Below are 15,978 nucleotides of genomic sequence, written 5' to 3' on the forward strand. Positions count from 1 at the left end.
ACCCGTTATATCCCTTCATCTTAGGGCATAGGGTTAAATAAAAAGTTTCTCTGCGATCATTATTAGCTATATTGCCATAACTTTTGGCTCACTGCTGTTCAACAAAGCAGCGAAAAGGAAAGAGAAAATGTCTGACGAGAACATATTTGGGTAATAACATAATTTTGTTTGTGTTATCAATGATTAATGGGACTTATACTGTGTGGTTATAGCCGCTGTACAATTCGTGCTATCACCATGGAAAAGACGATATAGACATCATGTGTAACCAAGGGCCCCAGATGTGGAATATAGCGAAACGAATCACTGTCGGAACACTTATCTTACTCTTACCCACCCTTGTTATCTGGCTTTCTGGTTGGCAGTGGCAACCCGGCAGTAATAATGTTTGGTTGAAAAGTGTGTTCTGGGTGACTGAAACGGTCACTGCGCCATGGGGAATCTTGACCAGTGCGTTGCTCAGTTGCTGGTTTTTATGGTGCCTACGGTTTCGGATTAAGCCCGCGATAGGGTTGTTGGTCCTGATGGGTGGCGTAATTCTTGTCGGTCAGGGTATAAAATCACTGATTAAAGAGCAGGTACAAGAACCTCGTCCATTTGTCGTCTGGCTTGAGGCAGAACATCATATTGATAATCGCTTTTTCTATTCGCTTCCCCGTGCTGAACGCAGTGAGTTGGTCAAACAGCAACTACAGAGCCAAACCATTATTCCGCCGTGGTTGAGCAGTCATTGGCAGTTTGAAACTGGCTTTGCTTTCCCCTCAGGTCACACGGTTTTTGCTGCCAGTTGGGCATTGTTGGCGGTAGGCATATTGTGGCCACGGCGACATTATAAAACCGTCATTTTGCTAATGATATGGGCGCAAGGTGTCATGATGAGCCGGTTGGTATTAGGCATGCATTGGCCACGGGATCTGGTAGCCGCAGCACTTATCAGCGGGTTATTGGTCGCCATTGTGTGTAGCTTAGTACAACGTTGGTTCGGCTCGTTAGCCATTTTGCCACAAGAACAGCGCGAGATAGAAAAACGTGAGCATGAGGAAAATTGAGTGATTAGTTATTATTCTCAGCCCAGTCGCTTAAAATAATATCAATTAGGTGCCCAATCGGCGCTTTATCTTGGTGCAGGGTTTCTTTGCTGGGTAAGGAAGTGCTAATTTATCAAGTAAGGGCGCCACATTTTTGGCATAATTCATCAGGTTGATTCGGCCTTTAGGAAAAAACGTGAAATATTTGCTGATTTTTTTGTTAGTACTGGTGATTTTCGTGATTTCAGTCACGTTAGGGGCAAATAACGATCAAGTCGTTACCTTTAACTATTTATTGGCTCAGGGCGAATATCGGGTATCTACGTTATTGGCAACGCTTTTTGCGGCGGGCTTGGTACTTGGGTGGGTTATTTGTGGGCTTTTTTATCTGCGAGTTCGAATTTTACTGGGGCGCGCAGAGCGGAAAATTAAACGTCTTGAGTCACAGCAAGAGCAGCCTATTGAATCCAGTGCGGCTGTTTCCACACCTGCTGTCAGCAAGGAATAATTTTCTATGTTAGAAATGCTGTTTCTGCTGTTGCCCGTCGCTGCCGCCTATGGCTGGTATATGGGGCGTAGAAGCGCTCAGCAGGATAAGCAACAGGATGCTAACCGCCTGTCTCGTGAATATGTGGCAGGGGTTAACTTCCTTCTCTCTAATCAGCAGGACAAAGCGGTTGATCTGTTTCTTGAGATGTTGAAAGAAGACAGTTCGACCGTTGAAGCGCATCTGACATTAGGGAATTTGTTCCGTTCTCGTGGTGAAGTTGACCGTGCTATCCGCATTCATCAGGCGTTGATGGAAAGTGCTTCTCTGACCTTTGAACAACGATTGCTGGCAATTCAGCAACTTGGTCGTGATTATATGGCCGCGGGTTTATATGATCGGGCAGAGGATATGTTCAATCAATTGGTTGAAGAGCAAGATTTCCGGCTCGGGGCACTACAGCAGTTATTGGTTATTCATCAGGCCACCAGTGATTGGAACAACGCGATTGAAGTGGCGGAAAAACTGGTCAAGATGGGCAAAGATAATCAGCGGCTGGAGATAGCGCATTTCTATTGCGAACTGGCGCTGCAAGCCATGGGGAGTGATGATTTAGAGAAAGCAATGGGGTTGCTGAAGAAAGCGGCTATTGCGGATAAGCAGTGCGCCCGTGTCTCCATCATGCAAGGTCGGGTGCATATTGCCAAGGGTGAATATGCCAAAGGCGTAGAGGCGCTGGAGCGTGTGCTGGAGCAGGATAAGGAAGTGGTCAGCGAGGCATTACCTATGTTGAGCGATTGCTACCAACATCTACAACAGCCCGAGGCGTGGGCGAATTTCCTCAAACGCTGCGTTGAAGATAATACGGGTGCTACGGCTGAACTAATGCTGGCCGAAATACTGGAACAGCATGAAGGCCGTGATGTGGCACAAACCTATATCAACCGCCAGTTACAACGCCATCCCACCATGCGTGTTTTCTATCGATTAATGGATTATCACCTGGCAGATGCAGAAGAAGGGCGAGCGAAAGAGAGCTTGCTGTTGCTGCGAGACATGGTAGGAGAACAGATTCGGACCAAACCCCGTTATCGCTGTCATAAATGTGGTTTTACCGCGCACTCTCTGTACTGGCACTGTCCATCATGCCGAGCCTGGGCTTCGGTTAAGCCGATCCGGGGATTGGATGGGCAGTAAACGTTTCTATTGTCAGAGGTATCGCGACAGTCATCGGGTGACCTGAGCCACCCGATAGTTTTTGATGAAGTATTGTGGTGTTATCTTTATTTTTTCTTCTGAGGCGCTTTCACACCGTCTTTCAATAATTGTCGCAGTTTCTTCAACTCTTTTTGGCTTAACGGCTGCTCTGAAATCTCTTCTACACCTTGGCTATCAATCTCACCTTGATGCAACTTGGCATCTTTGCGGCTGGCTTTACTACTTTTAACATCAACCTCAAAGCTCTTTTCTAATCTTTCGCACACTTCGGTACTCAGGGAAAACTGTTTTTCTAAGGCAGCAGCCTTGATTTTCTCTTTTAATTCCAGAGGGATTTTAATGGTTAAGGTAGATATTTCGCTCATCATATAACCTTTAACTTAGGAGGAAATACCAAGCTAAGCGAGGGAAGCGAAACTGTCTAGGGGATAACACAACTGTCACAAAAAATTCACATTAGCCACGGCAAAAAGAGCGCAAATGCGCTCTTAGAAAGAGATAAAGCGTTAACCGGAGAGACGGGTATTAACGATAGATAATGGCGGTACCGTGCATTTTGTTATTGCCGGTCGCAGAGGTTATCAGGAAAGATTTTGCACCGGCAGCTTTGGCTTGCTGCGCCAATGCATTTTCTAACTCGGTCAAGGTAGTTGCATTACTGGCAGAAATCACGCCAGCTTCATTCAATCCTGCTGATTGATTAGTTTGTATTTGAGTGGCGGCGACGCTAGCAAATGATGCGAGAGACAGAATTAATGCCGGGGCGATGAATTTAATGCTTTTCATGTGAAACTCCAGTTTCTAGTTTATTATATTGAATAATTGATATTTTTTACTTATTCAGTAGACAATTACTGTCTGGCGATGGAGTGAATGATACAGCATTAATATTGAATGAGAATCACAAACAACTGAGCATCTAAATCAAAATATTTGATTGATAATTTACGTTTCTTGAAGCAGATTTACTTAATGGCAGGTAAGCACAATCTCACTGCTTGACGTAAATTGACCCTCTGCGGCAATTACGCCCCATAAACAGCAAGTATTGGTGTCGCTCGATAGCTGTAATTTCAGTAGAGCAGCCTGTAGAATATGAGCGTTATCATTACTTATTGACTGAAAAGGGCTTAAAAATGACGTCTGCAACTAAAACTAATAACAGTGGCCCGATATCTTCTCCGATCATTGTCGCGTTGGACTATGCCAATAAAGACGCTGCGTTAGCCTTTGCTGATCGTGTTAATCCGCAAGATTGCCGGTTAAAAGTGGGCAAGGAGATGTTTACCTTATATGGCCCTCAGTTGGTCCGTGATCTGCATGCGCGTGGTTTTGAGGTTTTCCTTGATCTGAAATTTCACGACATTCCCAACACCACAGCTAAGGCGGTGAGTGCGGCAGCTGAGCTTGGGGTGTGGATGGTCAATGTCCACGCCAGTGGTGGTGCACGCATGATGACTGCCGCCAAAGAAGCTTTATTGCCTTATGGGCACCAGGCACCCCTATTGATTGCTGTTACGGTGCTCACCAGCATGGATGGCGAAGATTTACGTGATATCGGTATTAACATCAGCCCGGCAGAACATGCCGAACGGTTAGCGAAACTGACATGGGATTGCGGTTTAGAGGGGGTGGTGTGCTCCGCCCATGAAGCTGTGCGCCTCAAGCAGGTTTGTGGCGCTGATTTTAAACTGGTTACCCCAGGTATTCGCCCGCAGGGCAGTGAGGCCGGTGATCAGCGCCGTATCATGACTCCTGAGCAAGCCGTCTCTGCTGGGGTGGATTATATGGTTATTGGGCGTCCGATCACCCAATCTCCTGACCCAGAAAAAACACTGGGTGAGATTCTGGCATCATTGAGCAAGGTGGCATAATGACGAATTATAATAGCCGTTTGGTGTATTCAACTGACTCGGGGCGTATCAGTGAGCCTGAGCTAAAACCCGCGCGGCCAAAAGGGGATGGTATTGTTCGTATTCAGCGCCAAACCAGTGGTCGTAAAGGAAAGGGCGTGTGCCTGATTACCGGTGTTGATGGCAGTGATGAGGTGCTGGATAAACTGGCAGCAGAATTGAAGAAGAAGTGCGGTTGCGGTGGCTCGATTAAAGACGGCATTATTGAAATTCAAGGAGATAAACGCGATCTTCTTAAGCAACTGCTCGAAGCCAAAGGGATGAAAGTCAAACTGGCGGGTGGCTGAGAATAATTTACAGTTTCATTTATCAGTTTTCCCCTAATTAATTGACGTTGCAGGTAGGCAGCAAGCAAACGAATCCCGATGAGCTTACACAGGTAAGTGAGCGTAGCTAACACCCTGCAACGTCAAATCATACCGATAACATTATTTGCTGACTTGGTGCCCGATAACCCCACCAACCGCCGCGCCACCTAATGTCCCCAGCGTACTGCCGGTCAACACCGCACCACCTACAGCACCAGCACCGGCACCGATTGCGGTATTGCGGTCACGTTTGGACATATTAGAACAAGCCGACAGGGACAAGGCCAGTGTTAGCGCCAAGGCGGCAGTGGCAAATCGTTTATTGATTATCATCATCATAATTCTCCTGACGTTGGCTAAGTACGGATAGATCAGGTCATATAGTTTGAATCTATCTATCCTGATGTATCCGTGCAAAATTGAAATTACCTAACTAAGTATAGGCGTTGTAGCAATTTTAGCCGAAGTCTCATTTTGTTAGTGTTTAGAATAAAAATCGTCGTTTAGATTTAAATTCAGAATTAATGCTAAAAACTCGTTTTGTCACTAATAGAAACTAGTATAAATATCCGCGAATCATTTAATAGGTAAATAGTCCTAATTTGATCTGACAAGGCGGGGAATTAGGGATTGTCTGAGACTAAAGGCACGATTAACCCATTGTCAGTGCTAAATAAAATATGACGTTCTGCTATGTGTACCTCGCAGACTGTACTTTCCAGCCGATCTGCACGCAGTTTATAGCCATTTATCCCATACCGGTTCTTACCTGTGGCGCTGAAAATGAGAGAAATTCAGTCATTCAGGATACGACGATGCTCAACGAACTGAAGCAACAGGTACTGGCCGCCAATCTGGCGTTACCTCGCCACAATTTGGTCACATTCACTTGGGGCAATGTCAGTGCTGTCGATAGACAACATGGGTTACTGGTGATTAAGCCTTCCGGTGTGGAATATGACGTGATGACACTGGACGATATGGTGGTGGTAGAGCTGGAAACCGGCAAAGTGGTGGAGGGCAGTAAGAAGCCCTCATCGGATACTGATACTCACCGGGTGCTTTATCTTAATTTCCCGCAAATTAGCGGCATCGTTCATACCCATTCACGCCATGCAACCATTTGGGCCCAGGCTGGGCTAGATTTGCCTGCGTGGGGTACCACTCACGCAGATTACTTCTACGGCACCATTCCCTGTACCCGGTTGATGACGCAAGAAGAGATTGCTGGCCGCTATGAATGGGAAACCGGCAATGTCATCGTTGAGACATTCCATCAACGGGGCATTAAACCAGAAGATGTGCCTGCGGTTTTAGTCAATTCACACGGTCCGTTTGCCTGGGGGACCAGTGCGGATAATGCCGTACACAACGCGGTTGTGTTAGAGGAGTTGGCTTATATGGGGATTTTCTCACGCCAATTGAACCCGCAACTCGATGATATGCAACCGCAATTATTGGATAAACACTATTTACGCAAACACGGTAAAAATGCCTATTACGGACAATAATCGCTGTTTGGGCCTGCTGTTGAGAAGCCGACAATATGGCCCGTGTTCAGTCTTGCACGGGTTTCTCCAGCCATAGCACGGAGTCAGTGATATCGAGCATTTTTGCTTCGACCTGTGCAATGGCATCATTGATACCTTGATTGTAATAATGCGCGCCCAGCTCACGACTGATGAATTCCAGTAAAAATTCCGCATCAAAATCTTCCAGCTCAATACTCAGGTTCTGCTCCAGATAATCCTGAATTTTACGTGCCATCCGTTGAGTCTGTTCACGCGTGAAGGTGATGTCCGCCATTATTGCTGTTACTCCGTTATGAATGTTGTTCCTCTTATTCGCTGAGGATATCGACTTGAATGCCTTGTGCCGTTAATTGCTGCTGATAACCTGCGGGCAGGCGGTTATCGGTAATGACCCGGTTGATGGACGATAATGGCATCAGTGAGTTCTGATGCACCTGACCAAATTTTGATGCATCGGCCAGAATGATATTTTCAGCGCCTTTGGCTAACACACTATTAATCACATCGGCGCGTAACATATCGCGCCCGGTAAAACCGGTATCTGCCTGATAACCGTCGATACCGATAAACGCCTTGCTGAAATGCACATGGCGCAAACAAAGTTGCGTCAATGGGCCAACCATACTGTCACTTTTTTTCTGATAAATTCCGCCTAGAAGAATCACTTCACAGGAAGACTCTTTCAATTGTCTGGCGATATAACCACTCACCGTCACCAAGGTGATACCAGGGCGTTGTGCCAAATGATGCGCCAACAGGGCGTTGCTACTGCCGCTTTCGATAAATACCGTCTCACCTTCATTGACCAGTGAAGCGGCGTGATTAGCCAATTTTTGCTTCATGGCAAAGTGAGTCATCATGCGAACATCGACATCGTCACTCTCAAGAGCGACGGCTGAACCATGCACTCGTTTGAGCAAACCTCTCGTCTCTAGCTGATTGAGATCCTGACGGATTGTCACCTCAGAGACCTGCGTTTCCTGCGCCAATTCACTGACACTGACTCGTTGCCGGTCGTTTACCAACTGTAAAATTATTTGCTGTCTTGGGTTCATGGCATTCCCGATAATAAAGTGTGCTGAAAATTGAACCAGCCAACGTGGTGGTAAAAGTTCGCCGGTTCACAACAACATCATAATGATAAATAATACCTTAAATAGTAGGGATAACACCCTGTGTTACTAAGGGAAAAGTGAGGCAAGCCACAACTCTGTCTTACAACGCTATCATCGCATTTTTTGCAGTATGTAAAATACATTGCTTTTGATTGAAGTTTAATTTGCTTTCGAATGAAAGTATTTTGATAAAGATCACATTATCGATTCATGATTGGTCTATGATTGCGGCTGATGATTGGTCTATGATTGCGGCTGATGATTGGTGGTAAATCCATTTGCTTAACTGGCTTATTTGTTTAACCAGTCTGGCTGCTTACATAATCCAAACCGGAGGTTCTTATGGAGCTTTATCTTGATACCGCAGATGTAGCTGCAGTAAAACGCCTGGCGCGCGTACTGCCATTACAAGGTGTCACTACCAACCCGACTATTTTGGCCAAAGCGGGCAAGCCTATCTGGGAGGTGTTACCTGCGCTGCGCGATGCTCTGGGCGGTACCGGTAAACTTTTCGCACAAGTGCTGGCCAGTGACAGCGAACTGATGGTGTCTGAGGCAATCATGCTATCAAAGCGCGTCCCCGGTTTGGTTATCAAAATCCCCGCCACCGCAGAAGGATTGGCGGCTATTAAGCAATTGAAAGGGATGTCTATTCCGACATTAGGTACCGCCGTATATGGTGCCGGGCAAGGGCTGCTGTCTGCATTGGCGGGGGCTGAATATGTCGCACCCTATGTTAACCGACTGGATGCACAAGGCGGTGATGGCATTGCGATGGTCCGTGAGTTACAGCAATTGTTAACCTTACATGCACCGGGCGCGAAAGTATTGGCGGCCAGTTTCCGTACGCCACGTCAAGTAGTAGATTGCCTGTTGGCGGGCTGTCAGTCGGTCACCATTCCGGTGGATGTAGCAGAGCAACTTATCAGCGCGCCTGCGGTAAAAGCGGCAGTAGAACAATTTGAACAAGATTGGCAGGGCGCATTTGGCTCGCCAATCTTGAGCTAGTTGGTGGTGCCTGCTGTTCAAACGGAAAATAAAAACGCCCTGTGAAACATCAACAGGGCGTGACAATGTCACTTTATGATTCAGCTTGCTAGTTTAACAAGGGCATTTCCCCAGTTTGCCGGCCTCACTGGGGAAGCGGGCATTCAGACAATAACGGTGGAATTCCCGTTCGGTCATCGGTGTGGTGTCAGGATGATGTCGGCGCATATGATTAACATAATTGCCGTAATCCTGTACTCCCACCATCAGTCGAAAGCTTTGTGCCACGCGGTGTGCGATAAGGCACAACCAAGCCCGTAGATGAGTCGGGCGGACAGCCACAGGAACCAACGGTACACAACGCGTAATCTGGCGCGGCGTGGTTGCTAACCCTGTTCGGGTACGAAACGGTATACCTGCATTAGCCACGGGCAACCTCCTCACGGAAGACAATTTCAGTCTCATGGGTGGTCGGTTTGCTGGATTTCAGCGCACGACGGACCACAAAGAAAGATGAAATCAGCATGGTCACTGCCACCAGCATAAAGAAGGCACATAAGGCGGCATTGATCTGGTTATTGAACACAATAGTTTCCATGTCTTTAATGCTCTTGGCGGGAGCAATCAGAACGCCTTGCTCAACACCGGCAGAGAATTTCTTCGCTTGAGCCAGGAAACCAATACTCGGTTTTTCATGGAAAATCTTCTGCCAGCCCGCGGTCATTGAGGTAATAAACAGCCAAATTGTTGGCAGGATGGTTACCCAAGCATAGCGTTGCTTCTTCATTTTAAACAGGACGACAGTCCCTAAAATCAGCGCCATCGATGCCAGCATCTGGTTACCGATACCGAACAGTGGCCACAAGGTATTGATCCCCCCTAATGGGTCAACCACACCTTGATAAACAAAGAAGCCCCAGCAGGCGACCGCCACTGTGGTGCCGGACAAGTTACCCAACCATGAGCGGTTATTTGCCAGGCTCGGCACTACGACACCCACCAAATCCTGCACCATAAAGCGACAGGCTCGGGTACCGGCATCCACGGCGGTCAGAATAAACATGGCTTCAAATAGAATGGCAAAGTGATACCAGAAGGCCATCATATTGCGGCTATTAAATATCTCACTGATAATATGCGCCATCCCAACGGCGAAAGTGGGGGCACCACCCGCACGGGATAAAATGGAGTTCTCGCCAACATCTTTGGCAATCATGGCCAGGGTTTCTGGTGTGACTACAAATCCCCAACTGCTAATGGCCAGAGAGGCGCTTTCTACTGTGGTGCCAATCAACGCTGCCGGAGAGTTCATGGCGAAATAGACACCGGGATCGATAACCGAGGCACAAATTAGCGCCATGATGGCGACAAAGGATTCCATCAGCATCGCGCCATAGCCGATAAAGCGGGTGTGACTTTCACGCTCAATCAGTTTTGGTGTAGTGCCACTGGCAACCAAGGCGTGGAAGCCCGAAATAGCCCCGCAAGCGATGGTAATAAACAGGAACGGGAACAGGCTACCGGAGAATACCGGGCCGCTACCATCAATAAAACGTGTGACGGCAGGCATTTTCATTTCAGGCATGGCAAAGACAATACCAACGGCCAAACCAATAATGACGCCGATCTTCAGGAAGGTCGACAGATAGTCCCTTGGCGCCAACAACAACCACACCGGTAGCACTGAGGCGATAAAACCATAGATAACCAGCACCCAGGTCAGGGTGGTGCCGTGTAAGGTAAAGAATGGTCCCCAATAAGGGTGAGCCGCGATATTGCCGCCGTAAATAATTGCGGACATCATCAGTACGAAACCAATTAAGGATACTTCCGCGATTTTCCCCGGGCGGATAAAGCGCATATAAACGCCCATAAACAGTGCTATCGGGATAGTCGCTGCAATGGTGAACAGGCCCCATGGGCTGTCAGCCAAGGCTTTAACCACCACTAATGCTAGCGCGGACAAGATGATAATCATCACCCCCAGCGCGCCCAGCATAGTGATAACCCCGGCAAAAGCGCCCAACTCTTGTTTTGCCATCTCCCCCAGAGAGCGACCATCGCGACGGGTAGAGATAAACAGGATCAAGAAGTCCTGAACTGCACCGGCCATCATTACCCCGACCAAAATCCAGATAGTCCCCGGCAAGAAGCCCATCTGTGCGGCCAGAATTGGCCCAACCAATGGCCCGGCACCGGCAATCGCCGCAAAGTGGTGACCGAATAGTACCCATTTATTGGTCGGGACATAATCCAAGCCGTCATTGCGCCGCTCAGCAGGTGTCAGGCGCCGGTCATCCAACTCAAACACATTCTTGGCAATAAATAGGCTGTAAAAGCGGTAAGCGATGCTGTAACACGCCACTGAGGCGATCACCAACCAGATGGCATTGACATGCTCACCGCGGCTGAGTGCCAGCATAGCAAAGGCAAATGCACCAATTAACGCCACGGTCAGCCATATGACGACAGTCTTGACGTTCTTCATGGGTAACGACTCCTTGTTATGAGGAAAATTTAACAGTTATCAGCATCGGTTTTGGAAAAAAGATACAAACCGTTAGTTAACATAGGAGCTTTAATGTGAAAGAAAAGGTGCGAAAGTGAAAAGTGTGATCAATAAATTATTTTAACGTAATATTCAGTAGTATTTGCTTACATTTTGTGATGCTGACAGCGCTAAACTGGAGGGAATATCAAGTGGGATTGACGGGGGGCAATTGAAAAAGCCGTGGGATGTTGTGTATCACCACGGCTTAATGTGTTTTTTCTAAATATCAAACCACCGGGCGGGCCACCACATTGCGAGTTTCCATGCGAACCTCGGCAATGCGCACTTCGATTTTATCGCTTTGGCTATAAACCGTTTCACCTTTAATTTGCACGGTACCTGTTTCCTGACTGCATACCATCTCATCACGTACTGCATGAATAAACGGTGCAGGGATAAAGGCCACGGCGCCATTATCCAGCAAACGAACACGCAGACCACCACGGGTTACATCAATAATTTCCGCAGGGAAACGGGTATCAGTACCCGCTTGAGGCTGTAGATAACGGGCATACAACCAGTCACCGACATCGCGTTCGGCCATGCGATTCAGACGACGACGCTCAGCCAATTGAATCGTTATCTCGTCTTGTGGTTTCTCCGCTTGCTGGCCGGTAATAATGGCTTTGAGCAGGCGATGATTGACCATATCACCGTATTTACGAATAGGTGAAGTCCAGGTGGCATACGCCTCTAGCCCCAAACCAAAGTGTGGGCCAGGAACGGTACTGATTTCAGCAAAGGTCTGGAAGCGGCGGATACGGCTGTCGAGGAACTGGGTTGGCAATGCATCAAGATGACGGCGCAACTCACAGAAGCCTGGTAGGGTCAGTAGAGCCTGTGGGTCAGCCTCGACACCATTGGCCTGCAACACGGTCGCTGCCTGTTCAACCAATGCCGGATCAAAACCGGTATGTACGTTATAAATGCCAAAGCCCAAATTATCGCGCAAAGCAATAGCAGCGCAGACGTTGGCGGCAATCATGCACTCTTCAACAATACGGTTAGCAATACGGCGGTGCTCAACAATGATATCCAGCACCTCGCCTTTTTCACCCAATTGGAAGCGGTAATCTGGACGGTCTTTAAACACCAGGGCATGTTCTTGACGCCAGTTGCTACGCGCCTCGCACACCCGTTTCAGCAATAGAATTTGCTCGGCAATATCCGCATCCGGTGGCTGCCAACCTGTGTTGCCGTCCAGCCAGTCAGAAACCTCGTCATAAACCAGTTTGGCTTTGGACTCGACCCAGGCGGCAGAGAAACGAATATCATCACTCAGCGCGCCATCAGCGGCGATAGTCACACGGCACACTAATACCGGGCGGCGCTCATTTGGCCGCAAAGAGCAGAGGTTGTCAGACAAGTGGCGTGGCAGCATCGGAATGTTGAAGCCAGGCAGATAGTTAGTAAATGCACGTTTACGGGCGATTAAATCCAACTCACTGTTTTCATCGACATAGGCGGTTGGATCAGCAATGGCAATGGTCAACAACAGGGAACCGTCACCGTTGTCTTCCACATACAGCGCATCATCCATATCTTCGGTGCTGTTGCTGTCGATAGTAACAAAATGGAGCGCCGTCAGGTCTTCGCGTACTAAGGCGCTATCATGTAAGGTAGATTCAACCATAACCGGGGCTTCACGCTCCAGATTATGGCGAGCTAATGTTACCCACCACGGCACGAAATGATCTTCACCATTGGTAATAAATGCCGTCAAATCAGCATTAAAAGCACGATCGCCTTTTAATGGGTGACGGCGCATTTCAGCCACCGCCCAATCACCGTTCTGGAAGTCGTGGGTTAACTCACGGGCTGGACGACATTGGATGGCATCACGCAGCAGCGGGTGGTCAGGCACGATAGACAGACGATCATCTTTTCGTTGGACGCGACCGACAAAGCGGGATAAAAACGGCTCGACCAATGTTTCTGGCTCAGCAATTTCACGATCTTTATCCGTGTGCAAGGTGGCAATAATCCGATCGCCGTGCATGACTTTCTTCATCTGTGGCGGCGGAATAAAATAACTTTTCTGCCCATCTACCTCAAGAAAGCCAAAGCCTTTCTCAGTACCTTTAACCACGCCTTCAACGCGCGGGGTCTGAGTGTGAAGTTGCTGTTTTAGCTGCGCCAGCAGCGGGTTATCTTGAAACATATCGTCCAGTGAATGGTGTAGTGAGTGGGTTTAATCCGGCTGACAGTTTTACGCGAATCAGCCCCATCGGGCAAGCGGCATATCACGTTGGAGGGGAATTCCTTGTTAAAGGTATGGGCATATCCGTTGCCCATGATTGCCAGCCCTGGCAACAGCCAGAGGGCCGGCTTTAGCTAACAAACTCAGGCAATGCGCTGTGACAATGGTGGTTGCCAGCGTCGAATGGTCACTGGCACTGATTTTGACGTTGGGGTGTGGGTTTGATCACCAAAGCTGGATAAGGGCACCAGTGGGTTGGTTTCAGGATAGTATGCGGCGAGATTACCGCGCGGGATATCATAGCTCACTAACTTGAATCCACTGACTTTACGAGTAATCCCATCATTCCATAAGGTTTCTATTTCCACTAGCACGCCATCTTCTAAAGCCAACGCGGCCAAATCTTGTGGATTAATGAATAAAACTTCTCGCTGACCATAGACACCCCGGTAGCGATCGTCGAGACCATAAATGGTGGTGTTATATTGATCATGAGAGCGCAATGTTTGTAACACAAACGGGGCCGCCCCCCCTGCAATCGGCGGGAATAGACTCTCTGGCAGGGGCGTTGCGCAAAATTCAGCTTTACCACTTGGGGTAGCAAAACGCATTTCAGCGGCGGCACTACCCAGATAGAAACCACCGGGTTGATCACAACGCGTGTTGAAATTATCAAAGCCCGGTATGGTGGCGGCAATATGATCACGGATCAGATTGTAGTCAGCGGCCAATGCCAGCCAGTCCAGCTTTGCACCATTAACCTTTTTGTTAGCGAAAACCGCATTGGCGATGCCACAAACAATGGCGGTTTCGGCGTGCTGGGTATCCGCCAGCGGCTTCCCGACACCTTCAGATGCGTGCACCATACTGAAAGAATCTTCTACCGTAATGAATTGTGAACCACTGGCTTGCATATCGCGCTCGGTGCGGCCCAGTGTCGGCAAAATCAAGGCATCAGTGCCGGTTATCAGGTGACTACGATTTAGCTTGGTACTGATATGAACGGTCAATTCACAACTGCGTAATGCTTGTGCGGTGCGCTCAGTATCCGGTGCCGCCGCCGCCAAATTCCCGCCAAGGGCAATCAGCACTTTTACTTCACCGCGCAACATCGCCTCGAGAGCTTCCACGGTGTTATGACCCGCACTTTGTGGTGGGGTGAAACCAAAATGGTCGGCCAAACGATCCAGCATGGCTTTTGCGGGGTTTTCATCAATGCCCATCGTGCGATTACCTTGCACGTTACTGTGACCACGTACCGGACATAACCCCGCGCCGGGTTTGCCTAACTGACCAAACAACAGTTGGAGATTAGCCAGTTCCCGCACCGTTATCACTGAATGTTTATGCTGAGTGATCCCCATCGCCCAGGTGATGATAATGCGCTCGGCATGTTGATAAATATCAGCGGCATGGCGAATTTGCTCTTCACTCAGGCCCGACTGTTGGGTGATCTGCGCCCAAGAGGTGTTATCAACGGCCGCCAGATACGCCGCTATACCTTGTGTATGTACCGCAATAAAGGCTTGATCAAACAAACCTGATTCCCCTTGCGCCAATTGATAGCGATGGGTTTCCAATAAGGCTTTTACCATGCCGCGCACCGCCGCCATATCACCACCCAAATTAGGTTGAAAATAAGCAGAACTAATAGGGGAGGATTTTGGTGTCAGCATCTCAAGAGGATTTTGCGGATCGGCGAAACGCTCCAAACCGCGTTCACGCAAGGTATTGAAGCTAACAATACGTGCACCGCGATCTTTGGCATGACGAAGGCTGTGTAGCATGCGGGGGTGGTTAGTCCCCGGGTTTTGTCCGAAAACAAAAATAGCATCGGCCAGTTCGAAGTCCTGCATCTGAATGGTACCTTTACCAACGCCGATACTCTGCTTTAATCCGGTACCACTGGCTTCATGGCACATGTTTGAGCAGTCCGGGAAGTTATTGGTCCCCAACATGCGGCCAAATAACTGATAAAGGTAAGAGGCTTCATTGCTGGCCCGCCCGGAGGTATACAGCTCCAGCTGATCGGGGTTATCCAATCCATTAATATGCTGAGCGATCAACGCCAAAGCATCTTCCCAACTGATGGGTTGGTAGCGGTCAGTTTGTGGGTTATAACGCATCGGATGGGTGAGTCGCCCCTGGTACTCAAGGAAGTAGTCACTCTGCTGGCGCAATGTGGTCAGACTGTGTTCGGCAAAGAATTGGGGTTCCACCGCTTTGCGGGTTGCTTCCCAACTGACCGCTTTAGCGCCATTTTCGCAAAAACTGAAGGTGCTGTGATTATCGTCGCCCCAGGCACAACCGGGGCAGTCAAAACCTTTTACCTGATTGACCCGCAACAAATTGCGAATATTTTTCAACGCTTGCTTGCTGTCCAGGACAAAGCGGGTGGTTGCTTCGAGAGAACCCCAGCCACCAGCTGCGCCGGTATAGGGTTTTATTGCTGATTTAAATTTCATAATGATACGCCGCAGGTGTCTTTTTTGTTTCAAGCAGGTAACAAAATCATTAACTGTTTGAGTCTGTTTTGTCACAAGTTTAGTGGCGCGGCGGTATGGCGTCTAATCGAATACCGCAATCGCGGCATAGAGGGGGTTTATCGTGGTTGATAACATGCGGTGAGACGCGCCAGA

The 15,978-nt window shown here is 48.5% G+C and carries 16 protein-coding genes; 7 read left to right on the plus strand and 9 right to left on the minus strand.

Annotation, left to right across the window (positions count from 1 at the left end; all coding sequences use genetic code 11):
- The first annotated feature begins 281 nt into the window (after positions 1 to 281).
- The 3 genes from pgpB to lapB all read left to right on the plus strand — a co-directional run bounded on the left by pgpB (position 282) and on the right by lapB (position 2,712).
- Positions 282 to 1,049, plus strand: a complete 768-nt coding sequence (gene pgpB / locus Q2T72_RS10980; RefSeq protein ID WP_083158900.1) for a phosphatidylglycerophosphatase B — start codon at positions 282 to 284, stop codon at positions 1,047 to 1,049.
- Between the two features lie 175 nt (positions 1,050 to 1,224).
- Positions 1,225 to 1,536 (plus strand): LapA family protein, encoded by a 312-nt coding sequence (locus tag Q2T72_RS10985; RefSeq protein ID WP_005191595.1) that lies wholly within the window; start codon positions 1,225 to 1,227, stop codon positions 1,534 to 1,536.
- A 6-nt stretch (positions 1,537 to 1,542) separates the two neighbouring features.
- The gene (lapB, locus tag Q2T72_RS10990; RefSeq protein ID WP_083158899.1) at positions 1,543 to 2,712 is read left to right on the plus strand and encodes a lipopolysaccharide assembly protein LapB; all 1,170 of its coding nucleotides are present in this window, start codon (positions 1,543 to 1,545) and stop codon (positions 2,710 to 2,712) included.
- Positions 2,713 to 2,798: 86 nt separating this feature from the next.
- Here the strand turns inward: lapB and Q2T72_RS10995 are convergent, their stop codons facing one another.
- Complete coding sequence (locus Q2T72_RS10995) at positions 2,799 to 3,098, minus strand: hypothetical protein (protein WP_193784662.1); 300 nt, start codon at positions 3,096 to 3,098, stop codon at positions 2,799 to 2,801.
- A 160-nt stretch (positions 3,099 to 3,258) separates the two neighbouring features.
- On the minus strand, positions 3,259 to 3,519 hold the full coding sequence (locus tag Q2T72_RS11000; protein ID WP_083158897.1) for a YdgH/BhsA/McbA-like domain containing protein: 261 nt from the start codon (positions 3,517 to 3,519) through the stop codon (positions 3,259 to 3,261).
- A 350-nt stretch (positions 3,520 to 3,869) separates the two neighbouring features.
- Between Q2T72_RS11000 and pyrF the strand changes: the two genes are divergently transcribed.
- Both pyrF and yciH read left to right on the plus strand, forming a co-directional pair.
- A complete protein-coding gene (gene pyrF, locus Q2T72_RS11005; RefSeq protein WP_372569161.1) occupies positions 3,870 to 4,607 on the plus strand; it encodes an orotidine-5'-phosphate decarboxylase in 738 nt (245 codons plus the stop codon).
- On the plus strand, positions 4,607 to 4,933 hold the full coding sequence (gene yciH / locus Q2T72_RS11010; RefSeq protein WP_083158895.1) for a stress response translation initiation inhibitor YciH: 327 nt from the start codon (positions 4,607 to 4,609) through the stop codon (positions 4,931 to 4,933). Before pyrF ends, yciH begins: the two co-directional genes overlap by 1 nt.
- 141 nt (positions 4,934 to 5,074) lie before the next feature.
- Here yciH and osmB read toward each other — a convergent pair whose 3' ends face one another.
- Entirely contained in the window at positions 5,075 to 5,290 is a 216-nt protein-coding gene (osmB, locus tag Q2T72_RS11015) for an osmotically-inducible lipoprotein OsmB (RefSeq protein ID WP_083158894.1), read from the minus strand.
- Between the two features lie 479 nt (positions 5,291 to 5,769).
- On the opposite strand from osmB, the gene araD reads away from it, so the two are divergent.
- The gene (araD, locus tag Q2T72_RS11020; protein ID WP_372569162.1) at positions 5,770 to 6,465 is read left to right on the plus strand and encodes an L-ribulose-5-phosphate 4-epimerase; all 696 of its coding nucleotides are present in this window, start codon (positions 5,770 to 5,772) and stop codon (positions 6,463 to 6,465) included.
- A 46-nt stretch (positions 6,466 to 6,511) separates the two neighbouring features.
- Here the strand turns inward: araD and Q2T72_RS11025 are convergent, their stop codons facing one another.
- Positions 6,512 to 6,760, minus strand: coding sequence for a DUF2164 domain-containing protein (locus tag Q2T72_RS11025; RefSeq protein ID WP_005191610.1), 249 nt, complete (start codon positions 6,758 to 6,760; stop codon positions 6,512 to 6,514).
- A 34-nt stretch (positions 6,761 to 6,794) separates the two neighbouring features.
- A complete protein-coding gene (locus Q2T72_RS11030) occupies positions 6,795 to 7,541 on the minus strand; it encodes a DNA-binding transcriptional regulator YciT (RefSeq protein ID WP_083158892.1) in 747 nt (248 codons plus the stop codon).
- 402 nt (positions 7,542 to 7,943) lie between these two features.
- Between Q2T72_RS11030 and fsa the strand changes: the two genes are divergently transcribed.
- Complete coding sequence (gene fsa / locus Q2T72_RS11035) at positions 7,944 to 8,609, plus strand: fructose-6-phosphate aldolase (protein ID WP_083158891.1); 666 nt, start codon at positions 7,944 to 7,946, stop codon at positions 8,607 to 8,609.
- 93 nt (positions 8,610 to 8,702) lie between these two features.
- On the opposite strand, the gene Q2T72_RS11040 is transcribed toward fsa, so the two are convergent.
- From Q2T72_RS11040 to Q2T72_RS11055, 4 genes are all read right to left on the minus strand, one after another.
- Positions 8,703 to 9,017, minus strand: a complete 315-nt coding sequence (locus Q2T72_RS11040; RefSeq protein ID WP_372569163.1) for a YbdD/YjiX family protein — start codon at positions 9,015 to 9,017, stop codon at positions 8,703 to 8,705.
- The gene (locus tag Q2T72_RS11045) at positions 9,010 to 11,076 is read right to left on the minus strand and encodes a carbon starvation CstA family protein (protein WP_083158889.1); all 2,067 of its coding nucleotides are present in this window, start codon (positions 11,074 to 11,076) and stop codon (positions 9,010 to 9,012) included. Before Q2T72_RS11045 ends, Q2T72_RS11040 begins: the two co-directional genes overlap by 8 nt.
- Positions 11,077 to 11,365: 289 nt before the next feature.
- Positions 11,366 to 13,300: an exoribonuclease II gene (locus tag Q2T72_RS11050; RefSeq protein ID WP_372569164.1), complete on the minus strand. Its 1,935-nt coding sequence runs from the start codon at positions 13,298 to 13,300 to the stop codon at positions 11,366 to 11,368.
- A gap of 182 nt (positions 13,301 to 13,482) precedes the next feature.
- Positions 13,483 to 15,804, minus strand: coding sequence for an FdhF/YdeP family oxidoreductase (locus Q2T72_RS11055; protein ID WP_372569165.1), 2,322 nt, complete (start codon positions 15,802 to 15,804; stop codon positions 13,483 to 13,485).
- Between the last annotated feature and the right edge of the window lie 174 nt (positions 15,805 to 15,978).

The organism is Yersinia sp. 2466 StPb PI, assembly GCF_041538325.1.
Taxonomy (GTDB): Bacteria; Pseudomonadota; Gammaproteobacteria; order Enterobacterales; family Enterobacteriaceae; genus Yersinia; species Yersinia enterocolitica_E.